We start from the raw sequence: 13,139 nt of genomic DNA, 5'->3' as shown, positions 1-13,139 counted from the left end.
CGATGAAACCGCTACACGACGTCGTGTTGATCCCGGGCGACGGCATTGGCCCGGAGATATCCGAAGCCACCGTCGCGATCCTTGAAGCTGCGGGCGCGCCCATCCGCTGGCGCGAGAGCCTCGGCGGCGTCACCGCCATGGAAACCGTCGGAGAGCCGCTTCCGCAGGCGACGCTCGAATCGATCGAGGCGACCGGCGTCGCCCTCAAGGGGCCGCTCACGACCCCCATCGGCTCCGGCTTCCGGTCCGTGAACGTCGCGCTCCGCAAACACTTCGACCTCTACGCGAACGTCCGTCCCGCGGTCACCCTCCTCCCGGCCGCCCGCTATCCGGACGTGGATCTCGTCATCGTGCGGGAGAATACGGAGGGGCTCTACGCCGGGATCGAGCACTTCATCGGGATGGAGAACGATCCCCGCGCCGTTGCCGAATCCGTCATGCTCATCACGCGCTACGGGTCGCGCCGCATCGTGCGCTTCGCGTTCGAGTACGCCCTCGCCCACAACCGGCGGCTCGTGACCCTCGTCCACAAGGCGAATATCCTCAAGTACACGCAGGGTCTCTTCCTCGAGGTCGGGCGCAACGTCGCGGCCGAGTACGAGGGAAGGGTGGAATTCGACGAGAAGATCGTGGATGCCACGGCGATGCAGCTCGCGCTGGATCCGTACCGCTTCGACGTGATCGTGACCGAGAACATGTTCGGCGACATCCTCTCGGATCAGGTCGCCGGACTCATCGGCGGGCTCGGCTTCGCGCCGGGCGCGAACCTGGGCGAGCGGGCGGCGATCTTCGAGGCGGTGCATGGATCCGCGCCGGACATCGCGGGGAAGGGGATCGCGAACCCCACCTCCCTCCTGCTCGCGGGCTGCCTCCTGCTCGACCACCTCGAGGAACCCGGGGTGGCCGCGCGCATTCGCGCCGCCTTGCACCGCACCCTGCAGGACGGCGCCGCCCAGACCCCGGACCTCGGCGGTTCCGCGCGCACGGCGGAGTTCGCCGGCGCGGTGATCGAACGACTGGATGCAGCCGGTGAATGACCGGCGCGGAACGATCGGGGCGGAATGACCGGCACGGAGCGCGAGCGGATGGAAGAGCTTCACTTCAAGGGCGTGATGTGCGACGCCTGCGGCCAGATGTTCCCCAAGGGACAGTTGGACGGCAACGACTCGTGCGAAGCGTGCGGACCGCGCATGCAGCGGCGCATGCGGCGCGGGCGCCATCTGGTCGCCGCGTGCATCACGCTGCCCTTCGCCGTCTGGGTCGTCTTCTGGCTCCGCACTTCCCCCGACCTCGGTTTCCTGCCGGCGTACGCGTGGGGGCTGCCGCTTGTGGCGGCGTACTATCTCGGCTTCCGCATCGGCCGCGAGGTCGTGAAGGGCTACACCCGATGGCGGATCGGCCGATAGGCGCCCGGCCCGTAAGGCGGGCCGGCATACGGACCGTGCTGGGGCTTCCGGCCGCGGCGCTCGCCGCCATGCTCGGGATCGTCCTCGTCATCAACGCGCACGTGTACGGCTGGCCTGGAGTCGCCGCGGGCATCCTCCTCGCCGCCGCCGGCGTCGCGCTCGGCGTCCATTGTTTCCGCGCGGATTCGTCCGCCGTCCCTCACCCCGCAGCCACGGGCTGCCCGGAATCCGGAGAAACTCCCGAATGACTTTTGAAGGTGTCGACTACTTCAATCTCGATGCGCTCCTCGACGAAGAGGAGATCGCGATTCGCGACCTGGTGCGCGAGTGGGTGGACCAGGAAGTCCTACCCATCATCGGCCACCACTACATCGAACGCACGTTCCCGCGGGAACTCATCCCCCAGATGGGCGAACTCGGCTTCTTCGGGGCGAACCTCCCGGAGGAGTACGGCTGCGCCGGCCTCAACAACGTGGCCTACGGCCTCATCATGCAGGAACTGGAGCGGGCGGACTCGGGCCTCCGCTCCTTCGTCTCCGTCCAGGGCGCCCTCGTCATGTACCCGATCTTCGCCTTCGGATCCGAGGAACAGAAGCGCGAGTGGCTGCCGCGGATGGCGAGCGGCGAGTCCATCGGGTGCTTCGGCCTCACCGAGCCCGACTTCGGCTCCAACCCCGGCGGCATGATCACGCGCGCCGTCGAGGACGGGGACGAGTGGGTCCTCAACGGCGCCAAGATGTGGATCACGAACGGATCGATGGCCGACGTGGCGGTGATCTGGGCGAAGACCGGGGAGCTGGACGACGTCGGCTCGATCCGCGGCTTCATCGTCGAGACGGAGCGCGACGGCTTCTCCGCCAGCGACCAGAAGGGGAAGCTCTCCCTCCTGGCGTCCGACACTTCCGAACTCGTCCTGCAGGACGTGCGGGTGCCGCGGGCGAACCTCCTCCCGGGCAGCGGGGGGCTCAAGAGCCCGCTGAAGTGCCTTACGCAGGCGCGCTACGGGATCTCGTGGGGGGCCGTCGGGGCCGCCATGGGCTGCTATCGCGAGTCGGTCGAATACGCGAAGAACCGCGTGCAGTTCGACGGGACGCCGATCGCGCAGACCCAGATCCAGCAGGTCCGGATCGCCGACATGCTCACCGAGATCACGAAGGCGCAGCTTCTCTGCCTCCGGCTCGGCCGCATGAAGGACGAGGGCACGATGCGGCCGCAACACGTCTCGCTCGCGAAGCGCAACAACGTGAACATGGCGTGCGAGTGCGCCCGCGAGTCGCGGCGGCTGCTCGGCGCGAACGGGATCCTCGCCGAGTACGCCTCGATGCGTCACATGGCGAATCTGGAGTCCGTCTATACGTACGAGGGCACCCACGACATCCACTCCCTCATCCTGGGACACGACGCGACGGGACTCCCGGCCTACAACTGACGACCGGACGAGGGAGGTCGGGCTCTGGCCCGTATTCGTTTGGAGCCGCACGTTTCTTCGCTCAAACGACCCGTTTCACGAGGCAGAGAGCCATGTCCAACGTTCGCCGCTTCTCCATCAGTCTCGCCCTCGCCTTCGCCGCCGCCGTGCCGCTGGGCGCGCAGCAACTTGCGCCCGAGCAGTACGAGGGGCTGCGGGCGCGCCACATCGGACCCGTCGGCAACCGCGTCTCCTCGGTGGCCGGGGTCCCGGGCGACCGCAACACCTACTTCGCCGGCGCCGCGACCGGCGGGCTCTGGAAGACGGACGACGCGGGCCTGCACTGGCGGCCCGTGTTCGACGACCAGCCCGTGCACTCGATCGGCGCGCTCGCCGTCGCCCCGAGCGACCACGCGGTCGTGTGGGCCGGCACCGGCGAAACCTCGATCCGCTCGAACGTCTCGATCGGAAACGGCGTGTGGAAATCGACGGATGGCGGCGAGAGCTGGACCCACATGGGACTGGAGGGCACCGGCCGCGTGGGCCGCATCCTGATCCACCCCACTGACGCGGACATCGTGTACGTCGCGGCGCTCGGCCACGCCTACGCGGAATCCGACGAGCGCGGCGTGTACCGGACCACGGACGGCGGCGCCTCGTGGGAGAAGATCCTCTTCGTCGACCGCGGGACGGGGGCCTACGACATGGTCATGGACCCGGCGAACCCGCGGAAGATCTTCGCCACGATGTGGGACATCGACCTCAAGACGTGGAAGCGCGACAGCGGCGGGCCGGGGAGCGGCCTCCACCTCACGATGGACGGCGGCGACACGTGGACCGAACTCGAGGGGAACGGGCTTCCGACCGGCACGCTCGGCAAGATCGCCGTCTGCATGTCCCATTCGGACTCCGACCGCGTGTACGCCCTCATCGAGACGAGCGACGGCGTGCCGATGGAGGGGTACGAGGCCGACACGGGCGAGCTGTGGCGCAGCGATGACGGCGGCCGCACGTGGACGCTCGTGAACTACAGCCACAACCTCGCGACCCGGCAGGCCTACTACACCCGCTGCGGCGTCGCCTCCGACGACCGCGACGAAGTCTACTTCCTCTCGTCCAGCTTCAGTGTGAGCCGCGACGGGGGCGCGACGTACGAGATGTTCAACTTCCTGGGCGGCGGACCTCCGGGCGGCGACCCGGCGGCCCCGGGGTGGGATCTGCACGACATCTGGGTCGATCCGACCAACGCGGACCGCGTCTTCATCGGCGGCGACAGCGGCGTCGCGATCACGGAGAACCGGATGAGGTCGTGGTCCCGGATGCAGCTTCCGATCGCGCAGATGTACCACGTCACGGTGGACAACGAGATCCCCTACAACGTGATGGGGAACCGGCAGGACGGGCCCTCCTACCACGGGCCGTCGAACACGCGCTACACCGGCTTCTGGGCGCGCGGCCTCATCCCGCGCGGCGACTGGACGACCGTGGGCGGCGGCGAGAGCGGCTTCGCGACGCCCGACCCGACCGACCCGAACATCGTGTGGTCGAGCGCCTCCGGGGCCGGCGCGGTCGGCGGCATCGTCGTGCGCCACGACAGGGAGCGCGGCCAGTTCCGCGACGTCGAGGTGTGGCCCGAGTCCACCATGGGGTATCCGGCGGAGGAGATCCGTTACCGCTTCCAGTGGACCTTCCCCCTCCTCATCTCGCCGCACGACAACGAGACGATCTACGTCACGAGCCAGCACGTGCACCGCACGCGCAACCGGGGCCAGAGCTGGGAGATCATCAGCCCCGACCTCTCCACGAACAACCGGGAGCGGATGACGATCTCCGGCGGGCTCACGCCCGACAACATCGGGGTCGAGTTCTGCTGCGTGATCTACGCCTTCGACGAGTCGCCCATCGAGCAGGGCGTCTTCTGGGCCGGCACGAACGATGGCCTCGTGCAGGTGAGCCGGGACGACGGCGCCACGTGGACGAACGTCACGGAGAACATCCCGAACCTGCCTCCCGACGGCATCGTGCGGAGCATCGACGCTTCCCGCTTCGATGTCGCGAAGGCCTACATCACGATCGAGCACCACCAGGTCGGCGACTTCGACGCGCGCGCCTACAGGACGGACGACTTCGGCGAGACGTGGACGCAGATCACGAACGGGGTCGACAACTACCCGGTCGACTACACCCGCTACCTGCTCGAGGACCCGGTGCGGCCGGGCCTCCTCTACCTCGGTACGGAGACGAACGTCTACATCAGCTACGACGACGGGGAGAGCTGGCAGCTCTTCATGCCGAACCTCCCCCCGACGCCGTACTACGGGCTCATCATCCAGGAGCACTTCAACGACTTCGTGGCGGGCACGTACGGCCGCGGCTACTGGATCCTCGACGACCTGAGCCCGGTCCAGCAGCTTACGCCCGAGATCGCGGCCTCCGACGCGCACCTGTTCGCGCCGCGCGACGCCTACCGCTTCAACGACATCTCCGAACCGCAGGTGATGTACGAGGACTGGTCCGTGGGCGAGAACCCGCCCAACGGGGCGTCGATCAACTACTGGCTCGCGGACGGAGAGGGACGCGAGGTGAAGGTCCGCGTCGAGAACGGGGACGGCGAGACGCTCGCCACGCTCGACGGCTCCAGCCACGACGGCTTCAACCGCGTGTGGTGGAACTTCCGGGGGCCGGACGCGAAGCCGATCCAGTACCGGACGAAGCCGCAGTTCGCGGACTGGATGCCGATGCCGGAGGTGTCCCGGCAGGTCGGCGGCGGCTTTTTCGGCTTCGGCGGCGGGCCCCGGCAGCCGCCGGGAACCTACACGGTGACGCTGGTCGTGGACGGCGAGGACGTGGGGTCCGAGGAACTGACCGTCCTGCGCGATCCCAGCTCCGAAGGGTCCATGGCGGATATCCTGGCGCAGAAGGCTCTGCTCGACGACATCGTCGATGACCGGAACCGGCTCGCCGATCTCGTCAACCAGATCGAACTGCTGAGGCGGCAGATTTACGACCTGCGCCCCGTGCTCGAAGACGCGGGGGACGCCGAGGATGTCATCGAGGCGGGAGAGGCGCTCGACGAGTCGCTCATGGAGGTGGAGGGCGAACTCGTGCAGCTGAAGAACACCGGATCCGACGGGGTCCGCTGGCCCTCGATGATCGGCGGCCGTCTGTCCTACCTCCAGCGCACGGTGGGGACGGCGGACTTCCCGCCCACCGACCAGCACGCCGAGGTGGCGCAGATCCTGAGCGACCAGATCGACGAGGTCCAGGTGCGGCTGGAAGCGGTGCTGGCCGACGAACTCGCCGAGTTCAACCGGATGCTCCAGGCGAGGGTCGGCCGCGTCATCACGACGGAATAGAGCGCGGCAAGCCGAACCGAAAGCGAAAGGGAGAACTTGCGCTTGCCGCTGGGGCCCTGACCTCGGCGAGGTCCGGGCCCCAGGCGATTATCGTGCTACGCCAGACAATGCGCGTGGTACATTTCTTCCTTCTTTATGTACTCAAGGGTAACCGTGGCACAGGCATCGTCAGCCATGAGACCGTCAACACAGTCGTTCCAAGCGGCAAAAGCTTCGTCGTCACCAATGTCGGATCGGGAAATCGCACAGTCGGGATCGGGGCCGTCGGCGGACACACCCGTGAGGCTCCCGCCCATGAACTCGCGGAAGACCGGGTCACTCATATCCTTGACGACGTTATCCGCGTCGCGGCGTGAGATTGCAAGCGGCCCCTCGCCCATCCAGTAGATGTCAACAGTGCGCGACTTCTTTTGGATCGCCGCGTACTGTCCCGGCTGGAGGTCATCCATCGCCGACGCGACTGCTTGAACGGCCCACGCGCCATCGTCCGACGCAGGTGACACAACTTCACCTTCATCGGCACATGCGGCCAGCGCGAACCCCAGCACGGAAACGGCCAACGGGTTCCGATTCATGTATCACCACCCCTCTCACGTATCATGTAACGATGATCGACTACCGGAAACTGCCGGAAGAACGGTAAGCGGCGCAGCCGGGGGGGGGGCAAGCAGAGATCGAAAGATCGCCGCCCGATGCTCCATTTGACCCGACGGCAAGGCGGGAGTTCTTGTGGGAGACACCTCACTCTACGCGTCGGAGGATCCGATGAACGCAGGCCAATGCGGACTCGACGCATGCGGGCGCGTCCAATAGCAGCTGCGGCAGTGTACCCGGTGGTCCTCCGGCTGGCGGCCGCGGGCGCGTTGGCCGGGGGCACGCTCGCCTGCGCGCCCGGCGGGGAATCCGCCCCGGAGTCGCGCCCGGCGACGGCGGGGTTCTGCTCGAACGTGCCCCGATCGCAGTACGCCAGCCTGGAGCGCGTCGAGGTCTCGGACGACTGGTTCGAAGTCTATCGCGTCGCGCCGGCCGTGTACGCGATCTACGAGCCGTTCCAGTTCCAGGAGGTCATCTCCTACCTGATCCTGGGTGAAGAGGGCGCCCTCCTCTTCGACACGGGGATGGGGATCGGCCGCATCCGCACCGTCGTGGACGACCTCACGGCGCTGCCCGTGACCGTCCTCAACTCGCACACGCACCTGGACCACGTCGGGGGGAACGCGGAGTTCGAGCGCGTGCTCGCCATGGACACGGAGTTCACCCGCACGCACGCCCGCGGCCGCACGAACGCCGAGGTGCGGGGAGAGGTGGCCGCGGACGCGCTCTGCCGGGCCCTGCCCGCCGAGATCACGGAGGACGACTACCACACGCCCGCCTTCGAGATCGACGCCTTCATCGAGGACGGACACCGGATCGACCTCGGCGGACGCACGCTCGAAGTCCTCGCCGTCCCCGGCCACGCTCCCGACGCGATCGCCCTCCTCGACGCCGAAGCCGGGTTTCTCTGGACCGGGGACTCCTTCTACGAGGGCCCGATCTGGCTCTTTGCGCCGGAGACGGACCTGGAGGCGTACCGCACCTCGGTGGCCCGGCTCGCCGAACTCGCCCCCGAGCTGACGACGCTGTTCACGGCCCACAACACGCCGGTCGCGCAGCCCTCCCGGCTGCTCGAACTGAACGATGCCGTGGAGGCCATGTTCGAGGGCATCGCCATCGGTAACGCGTTACCGGGCGGAGGAGTCGAGTTCGTGTTCGAGGGTTTCACCATCCTGTTGCGACGGGAGCAGCTTTGACCGACCCGATCCGCGACTTCATCGAGCGAGAAGGCTTTCTGGTCCTCGATGGGGGCCTGGCGACGGAACTCGAGACCCTGGGCTGCGATCTCGACGATCCCCTGTGGTCCGCCCGCGCCCTCATCGACGACCCGGGGGCGATCCGCACCGCGCACCTCCGCTTCCTCGAGGCGGGCGCCGACTGCATCGCCACCGCGACCTACCAGGCGACCTTCGAGGGCTTCGCGGCCCGGGGCCTCGACGCGTCCGACACGGCGCGTCTCCTCGGCCGGGCCGTCGAGATCGCCGTCTCCGCGCGCGACGGGTTCGTGGCCGAGCGCGCCGCCGCCGCCACGGAGCCGGCCGATCGCCCGCGACCCCTCGTCGCCGCCAGCGTCGGACCCTACGGCGCCTTCCTCGCCGACGGGTCCGAGTACCGGGGCGACTACGGGCTCTCCGCGGCCGAACTGTACGACTTCCACGCCCGGCGCTGGGAGACCCTCGCCGAAACCCCGGCCGATGTCCTCGCGTGCGAGACCACTCCCTCCCTCGAGGAAACGCAGGCCTACTGCCGGCTCGCCGCCGTGTCCCACCATCCGACGTGGATCAGCTTCCAGTGTCGCGACGCCGCCCACCTCGCGGACGGCACGCCGTTCGAGACCGCCGTCGCCCTGTGCGAGGCCGAACCCCACGTTGTCGCGGTCGGCGTGAACTGCGTCGATCCGCGCCTTGTTGCGCCGCTCATCCACGCGGCGCGGCGGGCGACCGGAAAACCGATCCTCGTCTATCCCAACTCGGGGGAGGAATGGGACGCGGACGCGAAGCGCTGGACGGGCCCCGCGACCCCGCTGGACTGGGCCCGGAGCGCCACCGAGTGGCGGCGGGAGGGCGCCGACGGCGTCGGCGGCTGCTGCCGCGTGGGCCCCGCCGGGATCGCCGCCATCCGCGCGGATGCCGTGCGCTGACCCACAGAGCTTTCTTGGCGCCGGGTCTCCGTGGCCCGTAAGGTTTCCCCGGGCCTCATCCGGTAGCGGAGCGAACATCGCCATGTGGCACGACGACATCCTCGGAACGATCGGCGGGACGCCGCTGGTGCGCGTGAACCGCCTGGCCGCGCACCTCCCCGGCACCGTCCTCGCGAAGCTCGAGTACTTCAACCCCGGCGGCTCCGTCAAGGACCGGATCGGGATTTCGATGCTCGAGGACGCGGAGGCGCGGGGAGAGATCGCGCCCGGCGGCACGATCGTCGAGGGGACGAGCGGGAACACCGGCGTGGGCCTCGCGCTCGCCGCCATCGCGCGCGGCTACAAGTGCATCTTCGCGACCACGGACAAGCAGAGCCCTGAGAAGATCGCGATCCTGCGGGCGCTCGGGGCGGAGGTCATCGTCTGCCCCACGGCCGTGGACCCGGAAGATCCGCGCTCCTACTACCAGGTCTCGCGCCGGCTCGCGGAGGAGACGCCCAACTCCTTCTACATGAACCAGTACGACAACCCCGCGAACACGGCGGCCCACTTCCGGACGACGGGTCCGGAACTGTGGGAGGGGACGGAGGGGAGGATCACGCACCTCTTCGTCGGCTCCGGCACCGGCGGCACGATTTCGGGCTCCGCCGACTACCTCAAGGAACGGAACCCCGGCGTCCGGATCATCGGCGTGGATCCCTTCGGCTCCGTCTACTGGAAGTACTTCCACACCGGGGAGTTCGACGAGGACGAGATCTACCCGTACGTGACCGAGGGGGTCGGGGAGGACATCCTCGCGGGCAACATGAACTTCGACATCGTGGACGACTACGTGCGCGTCACGGACCGCGAGTCGATGCTCATGACCCGCCGTCTCGCCCGCGAGGAGGGGATGTTCCTCGGCGGCTCGTGCGGCATGGCGATGGCCGGCACGCTCCAGTGGATGGAGGCGAACCGGGAGACGCTCTCGGACGACGACGTGCTCGTCGTGATCATGCCCGACGGCGGCTACCGGGCCCTCGGCAAGGTCTACAACGACGTCTGGATGCAGGAGCACGGCTTCCTGGACGAGGGCGAGACCCTCACCGCGGGCGCGCTCGTCGCACGTCGTTCGACCGAAAGGCCGCTTGTGTCGGCCCCGGCCGACATGTCGCTGGACGACGCGATCGCGTCGATGCGGGAGCACGCGATTTCACAGCTTCCCGTGATGGAGGAGGGAGAAGTCGTCGGGAGCCTCATCGAGCAGAACATCCTGCGTTTCCTCATGGGAGACCCCGACGCGCGGGCACGCCTCGTGGGCGACCTCATGGGCCCGCCCTTCCCGGTGGTGGAAGCCGCGAGCCCCGTGCACGCCTTCGCCAACGAGTTGAGCGGAGACCAGCCTGCCGTGCTGGTGCGAGGAGAAGACGGCACCCTCGCCATCCTCACCCGCTCCGACCTGATCTCGGCCCTGGGAGCCGAGAGCGCCTCGTAACGCACGGCCGGACGATCCCGCGGGAACGTCGGTGCTTGCAGTTCAATGGCGATGATGTCAGAATGATGTCATGGCTATTCAGATCACGATCCGAGGCGTTCCCGAAGAGGTGCGTGACGGGCTGAAGGTCCGTGCTGCGTCGCGCGGTCAATCCATGCAGGAGTATCTGCGTGGCGAACTCGAGCGAATCGTGGCGAAGCCCACCCTCGATGACTGGCTCGCGGAAGTTCGCGCCCGGAAGCGAGTCTCGGTCAATCGAGTGACCACCGAGAGCATCCTGGAAGCGCGGGACGCCGATCGGAGGTGACGGTCGTCGTTGACGCCTCGGTCCTCGCGGCCGCGGCCGCCGAGACGGGACCGGAGGGTGCCTGGTCCGAGGCCGTCATCGCGGAGGCGCGGGCGACAGGTTGGCTGGCCGGTCCGGAGATAGCCCTCGCCGAAGCCGCCAACGTCATTCGCAGGCTGGAGCTTGCCGAGCGACTTCCGAGCCGTGAAGCCGATGTCGCCCAGCGTGACCTGCTCAAGCTCGACATCGAGTTGTTCCCGTTCGAACCTCTGGCCGCTCGCGCATGGGAACTGCGCCACAACCTCACGATCTACGACGGCTGGTCCGTGGCGCTGGCGGAGGCCCTCTCCTGCCCGCTGCTGACGCTGGACCGGCGACTCGCCCGCGCCGCCGCTGGCACCTGCCGGGTCATCACCCCATGAGCATCGTGCGCCGCCTCGCCCCGGAGGCGTTAGTGTTCTTCGAAGAAACGACTGATGACTTTGATATGGAGATGTCGATGGAGCCTAGGAGCGGGTACGAGTACTCGAGAGTTCGCCGCATCATGCGGCGGGCGGCGGAACTTGTCCGGCGCGGCTGGATCCAAGGCGATGCAGCGGCGGACGCCGATTGGTGCTCATGCGACACAGGCGATCCGGCGGCTGTCAGGTGGTGCGCGGTAGGTGCGCTGGAGGCAGCTAACGCGCACGACACGGGACCGAGTGTCGACAACGTTCTTCTCCAAGAGCTATTGGAAGCCCACGTCGGCGACGCGGGGGAGTGGAACGACACCGAAGGAAGGACGGCCTCGGAGGTCGCGGCGGTGTTGGAAGCCGTTGCCGCAGCCTCGAACGGTTGGGACATATGGCAAGGGTTGGGTCGAAGACTCCTGGCGGCGCCGTGAGGTCCGATCTCCAGCGTACGTCCGGGGCGGTCGGGGAGGGGAACGTTCCCAAGGCAACCCAACTCCTAGGCCCGGGCTGGCGTGCCGACTTGGCTGGGGTGGCCTCAAGTGCTCGCCGTTCCATGATCGTGGCGGCTCCCTTCATCACGTACGAAGCGGCCGTCTGGTTCCGCCGCCAACTCGCCGCAGACGTGGAACTCACCACGCTTGCAAGCATTAGAGCTGATGCGGTCGCTTCGCCCGGGCTCGACATGACCGCCCTCCTTCACCTGGCCGAGCGTTCGGACGAGACGCATGTGATCGCGCTTCCGAATCTTCACGCGAAGGTCTTCGTAGCCGACGACGAGGCCGCGATTGTGACGTCGGGGAACCTGACGCGCTCGGGCTTGGACACGAACATCGAATACGGTGTCTTGCTACGCGAACCGCAGTTGGTCCGTACGATTCGCAGCGACATGGGCGCCTTCGCCAAGCTGGGGCAGCAAGTCGGCCCGACTGAGCTAACCCAGCTCGTGTCGCTACAGGCCGACCTCCGCCAAGCCCGCGACAAGGCCGAGGCCGAAGCGGATGCGGAATCCGGCGCACGAGCGAGGTTCCGGGAAGTCATGCGGCACGCCAAGCCTCGGTTCGTCCAGGCTCATGTCGGAAACAGAAGTGCGAACGCGGTCTTTAGCGATGCGATTCTGTTCGTGCTGAGAAGGGGCCCGCTGACCACGGACGCGATCAACGAACAGGTGCGTCAACTGCTACCGGACCTCTGCGACGACTCCGAGGAACTCGTCATCAACGACGAGCGCTACGGAAAGCGGTGGAAGCATCGAGTGCGCAACGCCCAGCAATCCCTGAAGAGAAGGGGCGAGGTGACGTACGACGCCGACACGGAGCTTTGGGCCTTGGCGTGACGCGCCTCGCGGCGGATCAGCCTTCGCCGGGGAGGGAGTAGAGGTGGGCGGTGACCAGGGCGGCGACGAGGAGGAGGAGGGCCACGACCCATAGGTGTCCGGCGGCGAGCACCGCCGAGACGAGGATCGCGCTCCACAGGAAGATCGTCGCGCCGCGCCGCACGCGGGTGGAGATCACGCCGCGCTCCCGGTATGCGGTGAGGTAGCGTCCGAACACGCGGTTCTCCAGCAGCCAGCGCTCCGCGCGCGGGGAACTGCGCGCATAGCACCAGGCGGCGAGAAGCAGGAAGCACGTCGTGGGCCAGAGCGGCACGACGATGCCGATGATGCCCGCGGTCACGCTCAGCGTCCCGACCCCCAGGAAGACGGCTCGTCGCACGGGACCCGGCAGCGCCCTCGCGGCGCGCTCCGCAGCCCGGTGATCGACCGGGCATTGGGCCGCCTGCGGAGGGGTCGCCGTCCGGCCCCGGGGCATGTTCGGATTCGGCTTCATGTCGGTGAAGTTCGTCGAAGCTCGGCGTTCTCGGGGTCATCGGACGAGGGATCATGCGCCCGGGAGGACTCGAACCCCCAGCCTTCTGATCCGAAGTCAGACGCTCTATCCAATTGAGCTACGGGCGCGGGCGCCGCGAGCCGAAAACGGTAGACGCAGCCCGCGTCCGATGCAACCGAACGCGGCCGCCCCGACGG

General features: G+C 68.0%; 14 protein-coding genes and 1 tRNA gene. 12 read left to right on the top strand and 3 right to left on the bottom strand.

Going from position 1 to position 13,139, the window contains the following annotated elements; all coding sequences use genetic code 11:
- Window positions 1-2: 2 nt before the first annotated feature.
- From ACQY5G_RS00410 to ACQY5G_RS00390, 5 genes are all read left to right on the top strand, one after another.
- A complete protein-coding gene (locus tag ACQY5G_RS00410; RefSeq protein WP_428275954.1) occupies window positions 3-1,037 on the top strand; it encodes an isocitrate/isopropylmalate dehydrogenase family protein in 1,035 nt (344 codons plus the stop codon).
- 24 nt (window positions 1,038-1,061) lie between these two features.
- Window positions 1,062-1,406, top strand: coding sequence for a hypothetical protein (locus ACQY5G_RS00405; protein ID WP_428275952.1), 345 nt, complete (start codon window positions 1,062-1,064; stop codon window positions 1,404-1,406).
- Window positions 1,388-1,654, top strand: a complete 267-nt coding sequence (locus ACQY5G_RS00400; RefSeq protein WP_428275950.1) for a hypothetical protein — start codon at window positions 1,388-1,390, stop codon at window positions 1,652-1,654. The genes ACQY5G_RS00405 and ACQY5G_RS00400 overlap by 19 nt, the downstream gene beginning before the upstream one ends.
- Entirely contained in the window at window positions 1,651-2,835 is a 1,185-nt protein-coding gene (locus ACQY5G_RS00395) for an acyl-CoA dehydrogenase family protein (protein WP_428275948.1), read from the top strand. The genes ACQY5G_RS00400 and ACQY5G_RS00395 overlap by 4 nt, the downstream gene beginning before the upstream one ends.
- Before the next feature lie 92 nt (window positions 2,836-2,927).
- Window positions 2,928-6,170: a VPS10 domain-containing protein gene (locus ACQY5G_RS00390; RefSeq protein ID WP_428275946.1), complete on the top strand. Its 3,243-nt coding sequence runs from the start codon at window positions 2,928-2,930 to the stop codon at window positions 6,168-6,170.
- Between the two features lie 95 nt (window positions 6,171-6,265).
- On the opposite strand, the gene ACQY5G_RS00385 is transcribed toward ACQY5G_RS00390, so the two are convergent.
- Window positions 6,266-6,745: a hypothetical protein gene (locus ACQY5G_RS00385; protein WP_428275945.1), complete on the bottom strand. Its 480-nt coding sequence runs from the start codon at window positions 6,743-6,745 to the stop codon at window positions 6,266-6,268.
- A 258-nt stretch (window positions 6,746-7,003) separates the two neighbouring features.
- Here ACQY5G_RS00385 and ACQY5G_RS00380 point away from each other — a divergent pair, with 258 nt between their 5' ends.
- The 7 genes from ACQY5G_RS00380 to ACQY5G_RS00350 all read left to right on the top strand — a co-directional run bounded on the left by ACQY5G_RS00380 (window position 7,004) and on the right by ACQY5G_RS00350 (window position 12,449).
- Window positions 7,004-7,960, top strand: a complete 957-nt coding sequence (locus ACQY5G_RS00380) for an MBL fold metallo-hydrolase (protein WP_428275943.1) — start codon at window positions 7,004-7,006, stop codon at window positions 7,958-7,960.
- Window positions 7,957-8,904, top strand: a complete 948-nt coding sequence (gene mmuM / locus ACQY5G_RS00375) for a homocysteine S-methyltransferase (protein ID WP_428275941.1) — start codon at window positions 7,957-7,959, stop codon at window positions 8,902-8,904. The genes ACQY5G_RS00380 and mmuM overlap by 4 nt, the downstream gene beginning before the upstream one ends.
- Before the next feature lie 82 nt (window positions 8,905-8,986).
- Entirely contained in the window at window positions 8,987-10,378 is a 1,392-nt protein-coding gene (locus ACQY5G_RS00370; RefSeq protein ID WP_428275939.1) for a pyridoxal-phosphate dependent enzyme, read from the top strand.
- A 70-nt stretch (window positions 10,379-10,448) separates the two neighbouring features.
- A complete protein-coding gene (locus ACQY5G_RS00365) occupies window positions 10,449-10,685 on the top strand; it encodes a FitA-like ribbon-helix-helix domain-containing protein (protein ID WP_428275937.1) in 237 nt (78 codons plus the stop codon).
- Window positions 10,682-11,086, top strand: a complete 405-nt coding sequence (locus ACQY5G_RS00360; protein WP_428275935.1) for a type II toxin-antitoxin system VapC family toxin — start codon at window positions 10,682-10,684, stop codon at window positions 11,084-11,086. The genes ACQY5G_RS00365 and ACQY5G_RS00360 overlap by 4 nt, the downstream gene beginning before the upstream one ends.
- Entirely contained in the window at window positions 11,083-11,547 is a 465-nt protein-coding gene (locus ACQY5G_RS00355; protein WP_428275933.1) for a DUF6197 family protein, read from the top strand. The genes ACQY5G_RS00360 and ACQY5G_RS00355 overlap by 4 nt, the downstream gene beginning before the upstream one ends.
- Window positions 11,544-12,449 carry a phospholipase D-like domain-containing protein gene (locus ACQY5G_RS00350; protein ID WP_428275931.1) on the top strand — a complete coding sequence of 302 codons (906 nt, stop codon included), beginning with the start codon at window positions 11,544-11,546 and terminating at the stop codon, window positions 12,447-12,449. The genes ACQY5G_RS00355 and ACQY5G_RS00350 overlap by 4 nt, the downstream gene beginning before the upstream one ends.
- A gap of 16 nt (window positions 12,450-12,465) precedes the next feature.
- Here the strand turns inward: ACQY5G_RS00350 and ACQY5G_RS00345 are convergent, their stop codons facing one another.
- A complete protein-coding gene (locus tag ACQY5G_RS00345; RefSeq protein WP_428275929.1) occupies window positions 12,466-12,942 on the bottom strand; it encodes a YbaN family protein in 477 nt (158 codons plus the stop codon).
- 54 nt (window positions 12,943-12,996) lie between these two features.
- A tRNA-Arg gene (locus tag ACQY5G_RS00340) sits at window positions 12,997-13,070 on the bottom strand.
- Between the last annotated feature and the right edge of the window lie 69 nt (window positions 13,071-13,139).

This window comes from Candidatus Palauibacter sp., from assembly GCF_965261555.1.
GTDB lineage: Bacteria > Gemmatimonadota > Gemmatimonadetes > Palauibacterales > Palauibacteraceae > Palauibacter.
The sequence above is the reverse complement of the archived record's forward strand: the minus strand, read 5'-3'. Positions and strand labels throughout refer to the sequence as shown.